This is a genomic window from Sulfitobacter sp. CB2047 (assembly GCF_000735125.2).
Classification (GTDB): domain Bacteria; phylum Pseudomonadota; class Alphaproteobacteria; order Rhodobacterales; family Rhodobacteraceae; genus Sulfitobacter; species Sulfitobacter pontiacus.
This window is the reverse complement of record NZ_CP072613.1, coordinates 1,458,337-1,477,738: the sequence shown is the minus strand read 5'-3', so window position 1 is coordinate 1,477,738 and position 19,402 is coordinate 1,458,337. Positions and strand designations below refer to the sequence as shown.

The window sequence follows — 19,402 nt, the reverse complement described above, 5'->3', positions numbered from 1 at the left end:
TTGGAAGAAGGGGGCCGCTGCGCTGTGTCATTTCAAACGGTCAAGCAGGTCGCGCATGAAGCTATGGCCGGCCTCAAATTGCGCGACTTCGATATATTCGTTGGGCTGGTGCGCCTGTGCGATATCGCCAGGGCCGCAGATCACCGCGCTATACCCGGCTTCCTGGAACTGTCCGGCCTCGGTCCCGTAGGAGACCTTGTGGCTGGCATTGTCGCCGGTGATCTGGCGCACGAAGGTTTCGGCCAGCCCGTCTTTTTCGGGTTGTAGTGCGGGGACGTCGAAACGGGGGGTGACCTCGATATAGGTTTCGGGCACGACCTCTTGCATCTGCTTTTCGACCTCGCGCACCTTTTCCAGATAGGCGGTGCCCCAAGCGTCTTTGTCTTCGCCCGGCACGACGCGGAAATCCATGGCGAAGTGGCAATCCTTGGCGGTGATATTATGCGCTGTCCCGCCCGAGATCACGCCCACATGGGCGGTGGTAAAGGGCGGGTTGAACATCGCGGCAAGCTCGCTGGGTTTGCGGGCCATGTTCTCGGTGTTCACCTCATTGGCCCATTCGATCAGCTTGGCCCCCGCCATGATCGCGTTGACGCCTGTGTGCAGGAGCGAGGAATGCACCTCGAAGCCGACCACATGGGTGTTGAAGCCCGCGCCGCCCTTGTGGCCTGTAACGGCCTGCATGGTGGAGGGTTCCCCCACGATCACCAGCGCCCCCTTGGGCAGCACCGGTTGCATCGCCTCGATCATCGGAGGGGCACCGGTGCAGCCGATTTCCTCGTCAAAGCTGAGCGCGATCTGGAGCGGGCGTTGCACGTCGGCGTAATGCGCCTCTACCAGTGCCCAGATGGCCAGCGCATCAAAGCCCTTCATGTCGCAGCAGCCGCGCCCGTAATAGCGCCCGTCCCGTTCAACCACGGTGAAAGGGTCGCTGTCCCAGGGCTGGCCGTCCACCGGCACCACATCGGTATGCCCCGACAGGACCACCGCGCCCTCTTCCCACGGGCCCACATGGGCGAAAAGCGCATGTTTGGGTTGATCGGCGTGGATATAGCGATGGGACGCGATGCCGTGGCTTTCAAGGTAATCGGCCACCCAGTCGATCAGCGGGATATTCGTATCCCGCGACACAGTAGGAAAGCTGACGAGTTTTTCCATCAGCTCGAACGGGGTCATGCGCGCAGTCATTAATGTGGTCCTTTAGTATCCGCTATCGGTGATCAAGACCTGATGGCCGGGGGATACGGTTTTGTAAACAGAGGGTTCCGCGACATAGCTAGTCGGATGGATCGGGGACGGGATCGGCTTGAAGTTCAGCTCGCTTTCCTTTTTGCGACGCCGTGGATCGGCGATGGGGACGGCTTTCATCAGGGCCTGCGTATAGGGGTGCTGCGGGTTTTCAAACACCTGCGACCGCGTGCCCATTTCCACGATCCGGCCCAGATACATCACGCCGACGTGGTGGCTGACCCGTTCGACCACAGCCATATCGTGGCTGATGAACAGGAAGGACAGCCCCATTTCCGCTTGCAGCTCCAGCATCAGATTGACCACCTGCGCCTGCACCGACACATCCAGCGCCGACACGGCTTCATCCGCGACGATCAGCTTGGGGTTCAGCGCCAAGGCCCGCGCGATGGCGACGCGCTGGCGCTGACCACCTGACAGCTCGTGCGGGAAGCGGCGCATGAAGCTGCGCGGCAGTTCCACACGGTCAAACAGCATCTCGATGCGTTTGGTCAGCTCGGCCCCTTTGAGCGTGCCATAATTGTGGATCGGTTCGGCCACCTGATCCGACAACTGCATCTGCGGATTGAGCGAGGCAAACGGGTCCTGAAAGATCATCTGCATGTCCAGCCGCGCCTTGTGCAGGCCACGTGAATCCAGTGCCATGATGTCTTTGCCATCGAGGTTGACCTCGCCCGACTGGGGGTCGACCAGCCGCAGCAAGGACCGCCCCGCCGTAGATTTCCCGCAGCCGGATTCCCCCACAAGGCTTAGCGTCTGGCCCTTGTTGATGGTAAAAGACAGGTCCTCGACCGCATGGACATTGGCGACGGTGCGGCGCAGGAAGCCGCCCTGCACCGGAAAGCGCGTGGTCAGGTTCTTGACCGTCAGCAGCGTTTCCTCTGTGCCCTTGATGGGTTTGATCTCTTTATCCGCCGTCCCGAGCAGTTTCATCGGTTCGGGATAGGGTTTGCCGCGCATCTCGCCCAGCTTGGGGACGGCGGCCAGCAACGCCTTGGTATAGGGGTGTTGAGGGTTTTCGAAAATTTCCTCGACCGTGCCTTCTTCGACCTTGTTACCGCGGAACATGACAACAACGCGATCGGCCATCTGGGCGACAACGGCCATGTCATGGGTGATGAACGTGACGGCGGTGCCGGTCTCGCGTTTCAAGCGGTCGATCAGCGCGAGGATTTCGGCCTGAATGGTCACATCCAGCGCGGTGGTGGGTTCATCCGCGATCAACAGCCGCGGCGAACAGGCCAGCGCCATCGCGATCACCACACGCTGGCGCATCCCGCCCGACAGCTCGTGCGGGTATTGTGCAAGACGGCGGGCCGGTTCAGGGATGCGGACCTGGGTCAGAAGCTCCAGCGCGCGGGCCTCTGCCTGCGCCTTGGACATGTTCTTGTGCAGGCGTAGCCCTTCGGTCAGCTGGCGACCGACGGTAAAGACCGGGTTCAGCGCGGTCATCGGCTCCTGAAAGATCATCCCGATCTCATTGCCGCGAATATCGCGCATCACATCCTGATCTGTGCGCGCCAAATCGACAGCGGGATCGTTCTGGCGCTCAAATAATAGGCGCCCACCCGCAATTTTTCCGCCGCCGAACTCGACCAGACGCATCAGCGACAGCGAGGACACAGATTTACCCGAGCCGGATTCGCCCACAACGCAGACAGTTTCACCCGCATTGATGTCAAAGCTGACGTTCTCCACACCTAGAACGGGTCCGTCCTGGGTTTGAAATTCGACCCTAAGCTCTTGAATTTGCGCGATTGGTGTCGGCGTTGCCTCGTCTAGCATGGTATTTTCCAGCGCTTCTCGTTTAATCAATTTGACGACGCTAAGGCACTTCGTCATCTGGTGTCAAATCGGTCCAAGGGACCGCTAACATCCGCTGCTTTGGAGGCTTGCATTTTTTTTCAAACCTGTTTCGATGCTTCGACGTTATTGGCGTGGCTGGAAAAACGGGCGTTTTGGCGGGCATCCCTGTCTGTCGCAGCACCCTGCCCCCGGCCGTGATCAAGATTGACGTTTTTGGCATTGCCAGAAAAGACAGACCATAAAAAAAGGCACCTCAAAAAACCAACGGTGTCCAACAAGGAGTAAGCTATGAACATGAAAACCCTGTTACTGGGAGCCGCGGCTTCGGTAGCGATTGCCCCCGCCGCATTCGGCGCCGCCCACGAGGGCGAGCGTGGACGCGACGGCGAGGTGAAAGTTATCTACTGGCAAGCGCCCTCGATCATGACCCCCTATCTGTCGGGCGGCACAAAAGACCTCGAGGCGGCGAGCCTCGTGCTGGAGCCGATGGGCCGCTATGACGAAACCGGCGCGTTGGTCCCCTATCTGGCGACCGAGATTCCCACCGTTGAAAACGGCGGCGTGGCCGAAGACCTGAAATCCATCACCTGGAAGCTAAAAGAGGGCCTGGTTTGGTCCGACGGCACGCCGGTGACCTCGGCGGATCTGAAATTCACCGCTGAATACTGTATGCACCCCGAAGGCGGCTGCGCGCAGGCGTCGAAGTTCGATGGCGTTGAAAGCATCGATATCGTGGATGATCTGACGGTTACCGTTCATTTCACCGACGCCAAGCCAAACCCTTACGGCCCGTTCATGGGCGCGCAATCACCGATCATTCAGGCCGCGCAGTTCAAGGACTGCCTGGGCGCGAAAGCCCCCGAATGTACCGAAGCCAACTTTAACCCCATCGGCACCGGCCCGTTCCGCGTGACAGATTTCCGTCCCAATGACGTGATCCAGATGGAAGCCAACCCCAACTACCGTGACCCCAGCAAACCTGCGTTCGCGACACTGACCCTCAAGGGCGGTGGTGATGCGAATGCCGCGGGTCGTGCGGTGATGGAAACCGGCGAATACGACTATGCCTGGAACATGCAGCTGGCCCCCGATGTGCTGGCGAAAATGGCCGAAGGCGGCAAGGGTCAGGCGATCTCTGCATTCGGGACATTGGTCGAACGGATCGAGATGAACCTGACAGACCCATCGCCGGACCTGCCAGAGGGCGAACGCTCCACCGTGGCGCATCCGCACCCGATCCTGTCCGACTTTAAGGTCCGCAAGGCGCTGTCCATGGCGATCGACCGTCCTTTGCTGGTCGAAGTTGGCTATGGCCAGGCGGGTCGCGCGACCTGTAACCTCGTGCCCGCGCCCGAGCTTTATGCCTCCGACAACACCGAATGTCTGACGCAGGATCTGGAAGGCGCGAAAGCCCTGCTGGAAGAAGCCGGCTGGACCGACACCAATGGCGACGGCATCCGCGACAAAGACGGTGAAAAACTGTCCCTGCTGTACCAGACCTCGACCAACGCTGTCCGTCAGGATTTCCAGGCGCTGATCAAAGACTGGTGGAACCAGATCGGTGTCGAAGTCGAACTGCGCAACCTTGATGCGTCGGTCTTCTTTGGTGGCGACCCCGGTTCGCCCGATACCTTCCAGAAGTTCTATGCCGACGTTGAAATGTACGCGAACAACTTTGACGGCACCGATCCGCAGGCTTACCTGTCTGCCTATCGCTGTGGCAACGAGCCCAAGCCTTCCAGCCAGTGGCAGGGTGAAAACATCAACCGTTTCTGCAACGAAGAATACGACGCGTTGCTGGACGAACTGTCGCGCACGGGCGAGTTGGACAAGCGCGGCGATATCGCCAAGCAGCTGAACAACATCATCACACGTGACACGATGACCATCGTTCCGCTGGTCGACCGTGGTCGGGTTTCCGCTGCGTCCAACACTCTGGGCGGCGTGATCCTGAACACATGGGATTCCGAACTGTGGAATGCCGCCGACTGGTACCGCGTGAAAGAATAATCACGCCCAAGCTCAGAGGAGCACGCAGCGCGCGTGCTCCTCATGACTTGATGCCTGTGTGAATGTGTGCGAAATCGCGCCTCCCTTCGATTTTGACATGCTTCCCCTCCCCTAGACCGACTTGCAAAGGCGCTGTGCATGCTGACCTTCACCATTCGTCGACTACTTTTGTCGATACCAACGCTTTTGTTTATCAGCCTGGTAATCTTCCTGCTGTTGCAACTGGCCCCCGGCGATCCGATGGCCCAGGTGCCGCTGACAGTCCCGCCAGAGGTAAAACAGAAAATGCGCGAGGCGCTTGGCCTCGGGCAGCCGATCTATGTGCAATACTATAAATGGCTGATCCAGTTCTTCTGGGTTGAACCGCAGGTCTTCATCGACTGGGCCACCCGCGACAGCTTCCTGCTGGGCTGGCTGCCCGACACCAGCCTGTCGACCTTCATTGACCCCGACACAGGTGCTGTGCGTCCCGTACAGCGTGCAATCAGCTGGCAGACCCGCAGCCCGATCATGGATATCGTGATCCAGCGGATGCCGCAGACGCTTTGGGTGGTTGGGCTGAGCTATATCGTGGGCATCCTGATCGCGATCCCGATTGGCATCTATTCGGCCTACCGCCACTATTCGCTATTCGATCAAGCGGGCACCTTTGTCACCATGATCGGCTTTTCGATCCCGCCCTTTTTCACCGGGCCGCTGCTGATCGTGATTTTCTCGGTCTCGCTGGGGTGGTTGCCGTCGATCTATGACACGACCCATGTGGTGACCGACTGGGAGAGTTTCAAATTCCAGTTCATGCAGATGATCATGCCCGTGATGGTGCTGGCGCTGCAAACCACCGCGCAGATCAGCCGCTATATGCGCGGCGCGATGCTGGACAACCTGAACCAGGACTATGTGCGCACCGCCCGCGCCAAAGGGCTGCGCGAAAAATCGGTCGTTCTGGTCCATGTGTTGCGCAACTCGATGATCCCAGTGGTCACGGTGATTGCCCTTGGCATGCCGGCGATCTTTGGCGGCGCGATCATTACCGAGAATGTGTTCAAAGTGAATGGTATCGGGCAGCTGCTGCTGACCGCGCTTTTTGCCAACGACCTGCCGATGGTGATGACGCTGACCTTTATCTTCGCCATCCTCATCGTTCTATTCAACCTGATTGCCGATGTTCTATACGGCCTGCTTGACCCAAGGATCCGCTATGACTGAGCAAGCCACCCCCGCAAGCCCGATCGAGGCCGACATCGAACTCTATGGTGCGCTGGTCGATAAAGAGCCGCAAAAGCCGCCGCGCAGCCAGTGGATCGACGTCTGGCAGCAGTTCCGCAAGCACAAGGGCGCTGTCTTTGGCGGAGGCTTCTTGCTGTTCATCACCCTCGCGGTGTTGTTCGGCCCCTACCTTTGGGATGTCGACCCCAAGGCGTTGGATATCCGCAACAAGAACTGGCGCCCCGTGTATCAACTGCTGTTCGACAGCGAGGCCAAGGCCGGTTGGGCACATCCCTTTGGCACCGACCAGCTGGGCCGTGATATCATGGCACAGATGATCGCCGGCGGGCGTGTGTCTATGGCGGTGGGCTGGCTGGCCATGGGGCTGGCGCTGGTCATCGGATCGGCCATCGGCGTCATCTCGGGCTATTTCAAACGGCTCGATTTCTGGCTGATGCGCTTTACCGATCTGGTTCTGTCGCTGCCGATCCTGCCGCTGACGCTGCTGGCGGTGACCCTGTTCCGCCAACCGCTCAACGCACGGTTTGGCCCCGAAGGCGGGATGTTCATCCTGATCGTCGGCATCATCGGGCTGACTTCGTGGATGCAGACCGCGCGGATCGTGCGCGGCGACATTCTGGCGCTGAAAGAGCGCGAGTTCATCCTCGCCGCGCGGTCCATCGGGACGCGGTCGGGCAAGATCATCCGCAAGCACCTGCTGCCCAACGTCATCTCTCCGATCATGGTTTCGGCCACGCTGGGTCTGGCGACCGCGATCATCACCGAAAGCGCGCTGAGCTTTCTGGGCGTCGGCTTCCCGTCGGACTATCCGACATGGGGCAAGCTCTTGTCCGATGCCGTGTCACGGATGCAGGAATTCCCCGAGCGGGTGATCCTGCCCGGCGTCGCGATCTCGCTGACCGTGCTGAGCGTGAACTATCTTGGCGACGGGCTACGTGACGCGCTGGATCCGCGGTTGCGCGGACGGTGATCCGGATCGGCCCGTCGCCTTTTGGGGCTGCTGTCGGGTTTGAGTATTTGAAAAAGGGTGAAGGGGGGCTGCGGCCTCCCTTTGTCGTGGGGGCGCAAAAGGCTTGAATTCGGGCGGTTTCCGCGTCAGGGAACTGTCGTGTTGTCGTCAAGGGGATCACGGGGATGTTTGAACAATTCGGTTTTGAGACCACCACACCGCAACAAGCGGCTGTCTGGTTCGCGCTGGCGGTTGGGGTGATCTTTGGCATACTCGGGCAGATCACCAAATTCTGTTTTCGCCGCTCGCTGATTGGCGAGGACCGGCGCGCCGCAAAAGGGGTCTGGCTGACGGCGCTGGCCTTTGCCGTGCTGGGGACGCAGGTCGCGGTCGCCATGGGCTGGATCAGCTTTGCCGAACACCGCTTTATGGTGCCGGGTGTGCCCTATCTGGCGATTGGCATCGGCGGGCTGCTTTTTGGCGCGGGGATGGTGTTGACGCGGGGCTGTATCTCTCGGCTGACCATTCTGGCGGGCTCTGGCAATTTGCGCGCGGCGTTGGTCGTGGTTGTCTTTGCTGTTGTGGCCCATGCCACGTTGAAAGGCGTGCTGGCTCCGATGCGCGTGGCGCTTGGCAGTGTGACGCTTGGGCTTGGCGATTACGTCAGCCTTGCCGCCCTGCCCGGGGGGGTGATGCTATGGGGCGGGCTGATCGTGGTGGCGGCCCTTGCCGTGGCGCTGCGATCGGGCAACCGCTGGACCCATCTGGCGATGGCGGCAATGATTGGCCTGCTGGTCCCGCTGGCCTGGGTCGGGACGGGGTTTATCCTGTTTGACGAATTCGACCCTATCGCGATGGAAAGCCTGTCGTTCACCTCTCCTTCGGCCGATGCGCTGTTCTGGGTGGTGGCCAGCAGTTCGATCCCCGCGGGCTTTGGCGTCGGGCTTTTGGGGGGCGTGGCCTTGGGGGCCTGCGCGTCGAGCCTGATCTTTGGCGGCTTTCGCTGGCAAAGTTTCGAGACACCCGCCCAGACCGGCCGCTATCTGACCGGAGCGGCTTTGATGGGTGTGGGCGGTGTACTGGCGGGCGGCTGCACGCTGGGGGCCGGATTGTCCGGCGTGCCCACGCTGTCCCTTGCCGCTATCCTTGCGATTGTGATGATCGGTGTCGGCGTGCTGGCGATGCATGCCTTCCTGCGCGCCACACCAGCGGGCAGCTGACCCTATTTGATCTTGTGGCGCAGGCGGCGCAACAGCCCCCAGACCAGCACCACCACCACCGGGACGGCCACTGCCGTGAGCGTGCCCGTGCTGACCCCGATACGGTCGGCCAGCGGGTAAAGCATATAGCCCACCAGCGACACCGCGTAATAGCTGATCGCCACCACGGACAGCCCTTCGACCGTGTGCTGCAAACGCAGTTGCAGGTCAGAGCGTTTGTCCATGCTGGCCAGTATCGCCTGATTTTGCGCGGATCGTTCCACATCAACCCGTGTCCGCAACAATTCGGCCGCGCGGCTGGCGCGGGCGGACATTTTATTGAGCCGTGTTTCCGAGGATGTGACCGTTCGCATCGCAGGCTCGTAGCGGCGCATCATGAATTCATCAAACCCTTGCCGCGCCATGAACCGTGTTTCGCGCAGGGCTCCGATCCGCTGTGCGACGATGGCTTGATACGCCTCTGTCGCGCCCAGACGGTAAGACGCATCGGCCGAAAGCGCCTCTAGCCCTACAGAGATATCCAGCAGCCGGTGCAGCGTGTCTTCGGCCATGGCAGAGGTGCCTGCCATACCCGCCATCAGATCGTTCAGCTCTGCATCGATACGGTCCAACTGGCCCGCGAATTCGCGCACCTTGGCAAAGCCGAGCATCGACATGGATTTATAGGTCTCTATCTCGCACAGACGTTGCACGATGCGGCCCAAGCGGCGGCTGCCCGTGCCTTCGCTGGCAAAGACCGCCATGCGCATGTGGCCCGCGGGATCGATGCGAAAGTCGCTGGCGATGACGGCAGCATCTTCAAGCACCGATGCCACGGCGAGGCTTTCGGGGACGAACCAGTCTTGCAACGCCTCGGCGATCTGCGCGTCCTGTGGCGGACGGGGCACCAGCCGCAGCAGAATAGAGGTGATCCGCTGCGCGTTCAGGCCCGCGCGCCAATCCTGCGGGAAGACATCAAACTCTGCCGGATCAAAGGGGCGCTGGCCGAGCTGATCCAGAAACACCGTATAGGTCACGAACTCGGTATGCTGCTCCCACTTCAGCGTGTATTTCCCCATCGGGCCGAAATAATGGGTCGCGTCCTCGGCGGGCAATGGCGCACCATAATGGGCCAAGAGATCACGGAGCTGTTGCAGATCGACAGAGCGGTCCCGCCGCGCGGCCTCCCCCGATGGGCGCACGGCCAGATAGGCCGCAACATGGGGCGCGGTGAGCGAGGGGAACGGGCGGGCGTGCAGCTCGCTATTGAGCGTATAGCGCAGGGGGTGATCGTCGAGGGCGGGCACGATGCGGGCTTTCTACAAGGGGACAATCAAAGCAGTCTATCGTGACCACCGCCATTCGCCTAGTGATATTTCACATATCTTTCATATGGTTAACCGTATACCGCGGAATACCGGACCCGTTTCAGAACCGGTTGACCGGTATCTTGAGGTAAACGTGACCGTCATCTTCGGCCTCCGGCAAGCGCCCTGCCCGAAGGTTCATCTGTAAGACATGCAGCATCCGGTCGGGCAGCGCGAGGGTTTTGTCCCGCGCCTCGCGCTGGTCGACGAAGCTTTGCTGCGACACGCCACCGCCGATATGGGCGTTGTGCCGGCGTTGTTCGGCCACGGTGGATTCCCACTTGGGTTGGCTGCGATACTCGGTGCCATAGTCATGGCCGATGAACAGGCGCGTGGCATCCGGCAGGGAAAGGATATCTTGCAAGGACTGGTAGAGTTCAGCCGCGGTGCCACCCGGGAAATCGGCGCGCGCAGTGCCCACGTCAGGCTGCATAAAGCTGTCATGCACAAAAGCCGCGTCAGAGCCTACGACATAGGTGATCGACCCCAACGTGTGCCCCGGCGACAGCATCACCCGCACGGGCAGCTCGCCGATGGTGAATGTATCGCCATCCTCGAAAAGGTGGTCGAAATCGGCGGCGGGGTCAAAGGCGTCGGGCATGTTGTAATAGTCACGCCAGAGCTCTGCGATCTCTCTCACCTTTGCTCCGATGGCATTGGGCTTGTTCAACCGCTGTTTCAATACGTGCGAGGCCATGAGATGGTCCGCATGGGGGTGCGTGTCGAGGATCCATTCGATCTCGTAGCCCGCGGCGTCGGCGTGGCGCAGGATGGTGTCGACATGCTGCGTGTCAGTCGCCGCACTTTGTGGGCTGAAGCCCAGAACCACGTCGATCACCGCCGCCTTTGAGGTCGCCGGATCAGCCACCAGATATTGGATGCTGCCGGTATCGTCATCGTAAAAGCCGGTCACTTCAGGGGAACCGGGGCCGGTCGAGGGGCTGGTGCGTGAAAACTTCATATTCAAATCCTCCTATATGACAATTCAACACGTGCCACCGGCTTGAGTTCCACAGCCTTCGCCCCAAAAGCAAAAGGGGCGGCGCATTGCTGCACCGCCCCTTGGTTTGTCGCCTGTCGCGTGATCAGTCGATCAGCGGCAGCAGCTTGTCGAGGCTCGCCTTGGCGTCGCCGTAAAGCATCCGCGTGTTGTCCTTGAAGAACAGCGGGTTCTCGATGCCGGAATAGCCTGTCCCCTGCCCGCGTTTGGACACGATTACGTTCTTTGCCTTCCAGCATTCCAGAACCGGCATACCGGCGATGGGGCTGTTGGGGTCGTCCTGTGCGGCAGGGTTCACGATGTCATTGGACCCGATCACGATCGCCACGTCGGTTGACGGGAAATCATCGTTGATCTCGTCCATCTCCATCACGATGTCGTAGGGCACTTTGGCCTCGGCCAGCAGCACGTTCATGTGACCCGGCAGACGCCCCGCAACGGGGTGAATGGCGAAACGCACGTTCTTGCCTTTGGCCCGCAGCTTCTTGACCAGCTCGCTTACCGCTTGCTGCGCCTGCGCGACCGCCATGCCGTAACCGGGGATGATGATGACGCTGTCGGCCTCGTTCAGCATGGTGGCAACACCGTCAGTGTCGATCGCAACCTGCTCGCCCTCGACCTCCATCTGCGGACCGGATGTCCCGCCGAAACCGCCGAGGATCACGCTGACGAACGACCGGTTCATCGCCTTACACATGATGTAGGATAGGATCGCACCAGACGAGCCGACCAGCGCCCCCACGACGATCAGAAGATCGTTGCCAAGGCTGAAACCAATCGCCGCCGCAGCCCAGCCAGAGTAGCTGTTCAGCATCGACACAACCACGGGCATATCCGCGCCGCCGATACCCATGATCAGGTGGTAGCCGATGAACAGCGCCGCCAGGGTCATGATGAACAGCGGCAGGAAGCCACCGGTGTTGAAGTACCAGACCAGACACAGCAGCGACAAGCCAGCCGCCGCGGCGTTCAGGATGTGACCGCCGGGCAGTTTTGTCGCCGACGTATCTACGCGCCCCGCCAGCTTACCATAGGCGATGACCGACCCGGTAAAGGTGATGGCACCGATGAACACACCAAGGAACAGTTCGACCCGCAGGATCGCGATCTCGACGCTGTCTTTCTTGGCCAGCAGCGCTGCGAACCCTTCGGTCGCTTTGCGGGCGGTGTCATCCATCGCCAGCACGTTGCCCAGTTCGATATGCGCGTTATAGCCGACGAAGACCGCCGCCAGACCCACAAGGCTGTGCATCGCGGCAACCAGTTCGGGCATCTGCGTCATCTGCACTTTTGTCGCCAGTTGATAGCCGATGGCACCGCCACCCGCGATCAGGATCAGCGACAGCAGCCAGAAGCCGGCCCCCGGCCCGATCAATGTCGCAGCCACGGCCAAAGCCATGCCCACGATCCCGTACCATACCGCGCGCTTGGCGCTTTCCTGACCCGACAGCCCGCCAAGGCTGAGGATGAAGAGGATGGCGGCGACTACGTAAGCCGCTGTTGTAAAACCAAAATCCATTTACCTGAACCCTTTACGATTTTTGGAACATGGCAAGCATGCGCCGTGTCACGAGGAAGCCACCAAAGATGTTGATCCCGCACATAAAGACCGACAGCGCGGCCAGAATAATCACCAAGAACGACCCGGACCCGATCTGCATGACCGCCCCCAGAATGATGATCGACGAAATCGCATTGGTCACAGCCATCAGCGGTGTGTGCAGGCTGTGCGCCACACCCCAGATCACCTGGAAGCCGATAAACACGGACAGCACGAATACGATAAAGTGCTGCATAAAGCTGGCCGGCGCGACCAGACCCACCGCCAACAGCAGCACGCCACCGATGGCCAGCAGGCCGACCTGATTGCGGGTTTGTGCCTTGAACGCGGCCACTTCGTTTGCGCGTTTCTCTTCCGCTGTCAGCTCTTTCGGCTTGTCTTTCTTCGGAGCCGCCGCAATCGCTGCCACTTTCGGTGGCGGCGGTGGGAAGGTGACTTCCTTGTCATGGGTGATGGTCGCCCCACGGATCACGTCGTCTTCCATGTTGTGGTTGACCACACCGTCTTTTTCCGGCGTCAGATCGGTCATCAGGTGACGGATATTGGTCGCATAAAGCGTCGAGGCCTGCGTTGCCATCCGGCTGGGGAAATCGGTGTAGCCGATGATGGTCACGCCATTCTCGGTCACGATTTTCTCGTCCATCTTGGTCAGCTTGCAGTTGCCACCCTTTTCCGCCGCCAGATCGACGATCACCGAACCGGGCTTCATCGCTGCGACCATATCTTCGGTCCACAGCTCAGGCGCTTCGCGGTTGGGGATCAGAGCGGTGGTGATGACGATATCGACCTCGGGGGCCAGCTCGCGGAACTTGGCCAGCTGCGCCTCGCGGAATTCAGGCGAGGAAACAGAGGCATAGCCACCGGAGGCAGAGCCGTCCTGCTGCTCTTCCTCGAAATCGAGGTAGACAAACTCGGCCCCCATCGATTCAACCTGTTCGGCCACTTCTGGACGCACGTCAAAGGCCAGCGTGATCGCGCCAAGGGATGTGGACGTGCCGATCGCGGCCAGACCGGCAACACCGGCACCGACAACCAGAACCTTCGCCGGAGGCACCTTGCCCGCCGCCGTGATCTGGCCGGTAAAGAAGCGGCCAAAGTTGTTGCCTGCCTCGATCACCGCACGGTAGCCCGCGATGTTAGCCATGGACGACAGCGCATCCATTTTCTGCGCGCGGCTGATCCGGGGGATCATCTCCATCGCGACGACAGTGGTGCCTTTCTCGGCCGCCTCTTTCATCTTGGCCTCATCAGCCACAGGGCTGAAGAAAGAGATCAGCGTCTGGTCGGACCGCAGCATCGCCATTTCTTCGGTGTTGGGGACGCGGACCTTGGCCACGACATCCGCCGTCTCCCAAAGCTCGGCCGCCGTGTCGATCACCTCTACCCCGGCTTCGACATACTTATCGTTGGAAAAACCAGCCGCCTCGCCTGCGCCAGCTTCGATCATACAGCTATGACCAAGCTTTTGCAGCTGCAGCGCTGATTCCGGAGTCATCGCAACGCGATTTTCCCCTTCAAATGTTTCTTTTGGCGTCCCGATCTTCAATCCAGAGTCCCCCGTTTGTGCTTCTACGCCCAGTGTGGCGCAATAATATTACCCAGAGCGATAGCGCTTGGGTTCCTATAGTACAAGAGACGGACATAATTAGAACAGCGTTTTGCAGCGTCAATAGCGCTAACAGCCCGATTTTTAGGTTTACGACGTTGCGTGAAAACCCGCGCGCCCTTGCACCTGCCCCCTGCTGCCGACAGCATGCCCCTCATGATGATCCATTTCATAAGGGAGAGCAGAATGGACCTACAGGGAAAACACGCGCTGATCACGGGCGGCGGCACCGGCATCGGGCTGGACATCGCGCGCGATCTGGCCGCACGGGGCGCACATGTGACCATCACTGGCCGCCGCCAAGAGGTGCTGGACGAGGTCGCAGGCGATAACATGACCGGCATGGCAATGGACGTGCGCAGCGAGGAAGACGTGGTCGCCAAGATCGCCGCCGCCGTCAAAGCCCACGGTCCGATCCAGATCTGCATCCCCAACGCCGGCATCGCCGAGGGCAAGGCCGTGCATAAGACCGACATGGAATTCTGGCGCAACATGATGTCGACCAATCTCGACGGTGCCTTTCTAACCATCCGCGAATCGCTGAAAACCATGCGCGATACCGACTGGGGCCGCGTCATCGCGATCTCTTCGATGGCGGGCCTGAAGGGGCTGCCCGGGGCTGCGGCCTATTCGGCGTCGAAACACGGGATGATCGGTTTGGTCAAATCGCTGGCGGCGGATTATCTGGGGCAACCCTATACGTTCAACGCGATCTGCCCCGGCTATGTCGACACGCCCATCGTGTCGCGCAATACGGCGTCGATCTCGGAACGTGCTGGTATCTCGGAAGAAAAAGCGCGCGCGATCATGGTCAACTCTAACCCGCACAAGCGTCTGATCGAGGTGTCCGAGGTCACAGCCGCGGCCGCATGGCTGACCGGTCCGGGGTCGCAAAGCATCAACGGCCAATGCATCCAGGTCACCGGCGGCGAGATGTAATCGCCCACCGGTCATGATTTGTTAACTTTGGGGCGGCTAAGGTCGCCCCATGCACAAGATCACATACCCGATAGCCCCGCCCCCAAGCGCCGTCGCTTTTCAAAGCTGCCGCAAACGGCACCGCCAGCACGCGGGCAAACCACGCGCGCCGCAGCCAAGACCTGCCGCGCCGCCGGATTTCCTCTGGCAGAAGATCGACACGCTGACCGCCCGCTACCTTGCAAGAACTGGCCCCTTGCATGTGCCGCGCATCACGCTGTCGGGGTAACCTGTCAGGCGGATTTCAACATGCGCTGATGCTTGCTGTCCGCCCAGGCCTGCGCCGCCGCACCAAAGCGTTCGAACAGGGGACGCGACACCGGATCATTGCCCGCGTCCCATTCTGGGTGCCACTGCACGGCAAGGGTAAACCCCGGCGCATCCTTGATATATATCGCCTCTGGCGTGCCGTCTTCGGCAAAACCGTCGATCACCACACGCGGGCCCGCCGCCTTGATCCCCTGCCCGTGCAAGGTATTCGTCCGCACCTTCGGGGCCCCCAAGACCTCGTGGAAGACGCCCCCTTGGGTAAAGGTCACGTCGTGGCGCAGCTCGAACTTCTGCTCCATCGTGCCATCGGGGGGCATGCGGTGGTTCATACGGCCGGGTAGCTCACGGATTTCGGGGTAAAGCGTGCCACCCATGGCGACATTCACCTCTTGGAACCCCCGGCAGACACCAAAGAACGGCTGCCCGCGTTCAACGCAGGCGCGCACCAGCCCCAGGGCGATAGCGTCGCGCGCACGGTCAAAGGTACCATGCGCCTCGGTCGCGGGTTCGCCGTATTCCTCGGGGTGCACATTGGGCCGCCCGCCGGTCAGCAAAAAGCCGTCGCAGGTCTCCAACAGCTCTTCCACCGACACAAGCGACGGGTCGCTCGGGATGATCAGGGGCAAACAGCCAGACACCTGCGCCACCGCGATGGTGTTCATCGTGCCGGCGGCATGGATCGGATATTGATCGTTCAACAGGCTGGTGTTTCCGACAATACCAACAACAGGACGCGCCATATTCAGCCTCAGAGTTTGATTTCGCTCAAAGCCTACCGCGTCCTCAATCCGACCTCAACACCCCAAAGCGGGCGTTATTCCTCGCCTTTCAGCCCTGCTGCTTCGATCCCTGCCAGCGCTGCCTTGACGTCGTTGTCCGAGGTATCCCCCGTCACGCCCAGCGCGCCAATCACCGCGCCGGCGTCATCGCGCAGCAGCAAGCCGCCGGGCACAGGCACCACCGCCCCGCCGTACACACCGTTCACTGCCGCCATGAAATAGGCCTGCTGTTCGGCCCGCGCCATCTGCGCGCGCCCTGCCATCCCCAGCATCACCGCACCATAGGCCTTGCCGTGGGCGATCCCGAAACGCCCCGGTGCGGCACCGTCTTCCCGCTCGAAGGCTTGCACGTGGCCGCCCGCATCAAGCACCACTGCCGACAAGGGCTTCAGCCCCAGCTCATGCCCCTTCTTGAACGTCTCGGCGATCATCGTCCGCGCCTGCTCTAATGTGACTGCCATGCTATCCTCACTATTCCTTCATTTTGCCAACTAAACTCCGGGGAGCGCGAGGGGCTGGCCCCTCGCCCTTTCCGAAACTTCAAACTCAGCCCTGCGCGGCTTTCAGCTCCAACCGGCGGGCATGCAGGACAGGCTCGGTATAGCCCGAAGGCTGCACGCGCCCTTTCAGCACCAGATCGCTGGCCGCTTGAAAGGCGATGCCGTCAAAACCCGGTGCCATAGGCTGGTACAGCGGATCGCCCGCATTCTGCCGGTCCACGACAGCGGCCATCTTCTTGAGAGCCGCCGTGACCTGCTCTTCCGAGATCACCCCGTGGTGCAGCCAGTTCGCCAGCGCCTGAGCCGAGATGCGGCAGGTCGCGCGGTCTTCCATCAGGCCGACGTCATGGATGTCCGGCACCTTCGAGCACCCAACACCCTGATCGACCCATCGCACAACATAGCCAAGGATGCCTTGGGCGTTGTTCTCAACCTCCTGCGCGATATCCGCGTCCGACAGGTTCCGCCCGTCCAGGACCGGAATGGTCAGCAAATCGGCCAGTGTGCCACGGGCCCCGCCCTGTTTGATCTCGTCCTGACGCGCCAGCACGTCGATTTTGTGGTAGTGCATCGCGTGCAGTGTGGCGGCCGTGGGCGATGGCACCCAAGCGCAGTTCGCACCCGCCTTGGGGTGACCGATCTTGGCCTCCAGCATTGCCTCCATCATATCGGGCATGGCCCACATGCCCTTGCCGATCTGGGCACGTCCCTGCAGGCCGCAGGCCAGACCGATATCAACGTTGCGATCCTCATAGGCGCTGATCCAGGGGGCGTTTTTCATCTCGCCCTTGGGCACCATCGGCCCTGCCTCCATAGAGGTGTGGATCTCGTCGCCGGTACGATCAAGGAAGCCGGTGTTGATAAAGGCCACGCGCGATTTGGCCGCGCGGATACACTCCGCGAGGTTGACCGAGGTGCGGCGCTCTTCATCCATGATGCCCAGCTTGACCGTATTGGTAGGCAGACCCAGCACGGTTTCCACGCGGGTAAATATCTCATCGGCAAAGGCCACTTCCTCGGGCCCGTGCATCTTGGGCTTAACCACATAGACCGATCCCGCGACCGAGTTGCGCAGGCCCCCGGTCTTTTGCAGATCGTGCATGGCGATCAGCGTGGTGACCATGGCATCCATCAGCCCTTCGCCAATCTCGCGCCCGTCGCGGTCCAGAATGGCAGGGTTGGTCATCAGGTGGCCGACATTGCGCACCAGCATCAGCGACCGTCCCTTGATCGTCAGCGCGCTGCCGTCTGGCGCGGTATAGTCGCGATCCCCGTGCATCTCGCGCGTGACCTGCTGGCCGCCCTTCTCGAAGGTTTCCGACAGATCGCCTTTCATCAGCCCCAACCAGTTACCATAGGCCACGACCTTGTCCTCGGCGTCCACGGCGGCGACGCTGTCTTCGCAATCCATGATCGTGGACATCGCGGATTCCAGCAGCACATCCGCCACGCCTGCCGGATCGGTCTTGCCGATGTTATGCGCGGCGTCGATCCGGATTTCGATGTGCAGCCCGTTGTTGCGCAGCAAGATCGCCTCGGGCGCGGCTGCGTCCCCACGGTAGCCGACAAACTGCGCCCGATCTTTCAACGCAGGGATCAGCGCGCCGTCAACCACGGCATACCCCGTTACGTCCGCGTGACTGCCTGACGCCAGCGGCGCCGCGTCATCCAGAAACGCCTTGGCCCGCGCCACGACCCGTGCACCACGGTCCGCATCGTATCCCTTGCCCTGCGGCAGATCGCCCAAAGCGTCGGTACCGTAATAGGCGTCATACAGGCTGCCCCACCGCGCATTGGCGGCGTTCAGGGCAAAGCGGGCGTTGGTGATCGGCACCACCAACTGCGGGCCGGGCACCTGTGCGATTTCAGGGTCGACGCCTTTTGTGTCAATCTCGAACGCGGGGCCTTCGGGCACAAGATACCCGATCTCGCGCAGAAAGCTTGTGTAGGCGTCCGCATCATGAGGCTGGCCGGCCCGTTCTTTGTGCCAGCTGTCGATCTTGGCCTGCATGTCTTCGCGGGTCTGCAACAGCGCGCGGTTCTTGGGGCCAAGGTCATGTACCAGATCGCTGAGCCCCGCCCAGAACGTTCCCGCATCGATGCCGGTGCCGGGCAGTGCTGCACCCTCGATAAACTCAACCAGTTCGGCGGCAACCTGAAGGCCGTTCTTGTCGGTACGCTGTGTCATCTCATAGCTCCTGTCGCTGGCGTGGAATTTGCTTTGCGACAAGACTTAGAAGGTATCCCCCCGTGGAGCAACATGTATTGGTAAAAACATCTTACCAATGCAGCCCCTACTGGGCGCTCGCGGCCCCCCGCGCCCTACGGCATCGGTCAGAGCAGTATTTCACCGCCTCCCAATCGCGCGCCCATTTGCGCCGCCAGCTAAAGGGCAGCCCGCAGCTTTGGCATATCTTGGTCGGCAGATCTGCTTTCTTGCGCATTTTCGCCATTGCGCCTTACCCCCGGATAATCCCTATCATCATAAAAAACGGCAGGCCTTGTCGCCAAGGTCTGCCGTCCAAATCATTAAATCTTCAATCGTTAAAAGCGCTTATAAAACTCAGTTGCTTTCGTTTGTCCCCGGAGCGACGGGATCAACAGGCGCTGCGTTGGTATCGTCAGCCTGTGTTGCGCCGCTTGTGTCTTCCTCGGTCACCGCGGGGACGGTGCTGTCAGTGGTGATGGCCTGCGTGCCTTCTTCGGCAGCGGGTTGACGGTCTTCGCGACCGTTGTCGATCAGGATGAAGCCAAGAATGGCGACGATCACGATGCCGAAAATCATCGCGCCTTTGACGCCAAGCAGCGCGGGTTTGTGCTGTTTCTCTTGCTTGTCGATATTTGTGTCGGGTGCAGACATGATGCCCTCCGATGGGTTCGGTGAAAGTTGATCTTCTCGGGT

At 60.8% G+C, this 19,402-nt stretch carries 17 protein-coding genes; 6 read left to right on the top strand and 11 right to left on the bottom strand.

Annotated elements, in window-relative coordinates; all coding sequences use genetic code 11:
- Positions 1–27: 27 nt before the first annotated feature.
- Together argE and IV89_RS07300 are read right to left on the bottom strand one after the other, a co-directional pair.
- Positions 28–1,188, bottom strand: coding sequence for an acetylornithine deacetylase (gene argE / locus IV89_RS07305; protein ID WP_037944487.1), 1,161 nt, complete (start codon positions 1,186–1,188; stop codon positions 28–30).
- A gap of 12 nt (positions 1,189–1,200) precedes the next feature.
- On the bottom strand, positions 1,201–3,033 hold the full coding sequence (locus IV89_RS07300; protein WP_037945051.1) for an ABC transporter ATP-binding protein: 1,833 nt from the start codon (positions 3,031–3,033) through the stop codon (positions 1,201–1,203).
- 309 nt (positions 3,034–3,342) lie between these two features.
- Between IV89_RS07300 and IV89_RS07295 the strand changes: the two genes are divergently transcribed.
- The 4 genes from IV89_RS07295 to IV89_RS07280 all read left to right on the top strand — a co-directional run bounded on the left by IV89_RS07295 (position 3,343) and on the right by IV89_RS07280 (position 8,460).
- On the top strand, positions 3,343–5,064 hold the full coding sequence (locus IV89_RS07295) for a peptide ABC transporter substrate-binding protein (RefSeq protein WP_009824888.1): 1,722 nt from the start codon (positions 3,343–3,345) through the stop codon (positions 5,062–5,064).
- 138 nt (positions 5,065–5,202) lie between these two features.
- Positions 5,203–6,270 carry an ABC transporter permease gene (locus IV89_RS07290; protein ID WP_009824889.1) on the top strand — a complete coding sequence of 356 codons (1,068 nt, stop codon included), beginning with the start codon at positions 5,203–5,205 and terminating at the stop codon, positions 6,268–6,270.
- On the top strand, positions 6,263–7,261 hold the full coding sequence (locus IV89_RS07285; protein WP_005854057.1) for an ABC transporter permease: 999 nt from the start codon (positions 6,263–6,265) through the stop codon (positions 7,259–7,261). Before IV89_RS07290 ends, IV89_RS07285 begins: the two co-directional genes overlap by 8 nt.
- 164 nt (positions 7,262–7,425) lie before the next feature.
- Entirely contained in the window at positions 7,426–8,460 is a 1,035-nt protein-coding gene (locus IV89_RS07280) for a YeeE/YedE family protein (protein WP_037944488.1), read from the top strand.
- Positions 8,461–8,462: 2 nt separating this feature from the next.
- On the opposite strand, the gene IV89_RS07275 is transcribed toward IV89_RS07280, so the two are convergent.
- The 4 genes from IV89_RS07275 to IV89_RS07260 form a co-directional block, all read right to left on the bottom strand.
- Positions 8,463–9,746 (bottom strand): DUF3422 domain-containing protein, encoded by a 1,284-nt coding sequence (locus IV89_RS07275; protein ID WP_037944489.1) that lies wholly within the window; start codon positions 9,744–9,746, stop codon positions 8,463–8,465.
- 121 nt (positions 9,747–9,867) lie between these two features.
- Positions 9,868–10,767 (bottom strand): MBL fold metallo-hydrolase, encoded by a 900-nt coding sequence (locus tag IV89_RS07270; RefSeq protein WP_037944490.1) that lies wholly within the window; start codon positions 10,765–10,767, stop codon positions 9,868–9,870.
- Between the two features lie 124 nt (positions 10,768–10,891).
- Entirely contained in the window at positions 10,892–12,325 is a 1,434-nt protein-coding gene (locus tag IV89_RS07265) for an NAD(P)(+) transhydrogenase (Re/Si-specific) subunit beta (RefSeq protein ID WP_037944491.1), read from the bottom strand.
- Between the two features lie 13 nt (positions 12,326–12,338).
- A complete protein-coding gene (locus tag IV89_RS07260; protein WP_037944493.1) occupies positions 12,339–13,913 on the bottom strand; it encodes a Re/Si-specific NAD(P)(+) transhydrogenase subunit alpha in 1,575 nt (524 codons plus the stop codon).
- Positions 13,914–14,159: 246 nt separating this feature from the next.
- On the opposite strand from IV89_RS07260, the gene IV89_RS07255 reads away from it, so the two are divergent.
- Both IV89_RS07255 and IV89_RS07250 read left to right on the top strand, forming a co-directional pair.
- The gene (locus IV89_RS07255) at positions 14,160–14,912 is read left to right on the top strand and encodes an SDR family oxidoreductase (protein WP_005854063.1); all 753 of its coding nucleotides are present in this window, start codon (positions 14,160–14,162) and stop codon (positions 14,910–14,912) included.
- Between the two features lie 49 nt (positions 14,913–14,961).
- The gene (locus IV89_RS07250) at positions 14,962–15,180 is read left to right on the top strand and encodes a hypothetical protein (protein ID WP_037944494.1); all 219 of its coding nucleotides are present in this window, start codon (positions 14,962–14,964) and stop codon (positions 15,178–15,180) included.
- A gap of 4 nt (positions 15,181–15,184) precedes the next feature.
- Here the strand turns inward: IV89_RS07250 and IV89_RS07245 are convergent, their stop codons facing one another.
- The 5 genes from IV89_RS07245 to IV89_RS07225 form a co-directional block, all read right to left on the bottom strand.
- Complete coding sequence (locus IV89_RS07245) at positions 15,185–15,961, bottom strand: gamma-glutamyl-gamma-aminobutyrate hydrolase family protein (RefSeq protein WP_005854066.1); 777 nt, start codon at positions 15,959–15,961, stop codon at positions 15,185–15,187.
- Between the two features lie 74 nt (positions 15,962–16,035).
- Positions 16,036–16,461, bottom strand: coding sequence for a heme-binding protein (locus IV89_RS07240; protein WP_037944495.1), 426 nt, complete (start codon positions 16,459–16,461; stop codon positions 16,036–16,038).
- 85 nt (positions 16,462–16,546) lie between these two features.
- Positions 16,547–18,688, bottom strand: coding sequence for a malate synthase G (locus tag IV89_RS07235; protein WP_037944496.1), 2,142 nt, complete (start codon positions 18,686–18,688; stop codon positions 16,547–16,549).
- 106 nt (positions 18,689–18,794) lie between these two features.
- Positions 18,795–18,953, bottom strand: coding sequence for a DUF2256 domain-containing protein (locus IV89_RS07230; RefSeq protein WP_081858794.1), 159 nt, complete (start codon positions 18,951–18,953; stop codon positions 18,795–18,797).
- Between the two features lie 110 nt (positions 18,954–19,063).
- Positions 19,064–19,360, bottom strand: a complete 297-nt coding sequence (locus IV89_RS07225) for a hypothetical protein (RefSeq protein ID WP_037944497.1) — start codon at positions 19,358–19,360, stop codon at positions 19,064–19,066.
- Positions 19,361–19,402: the final 42 nt, after the last annotated feature.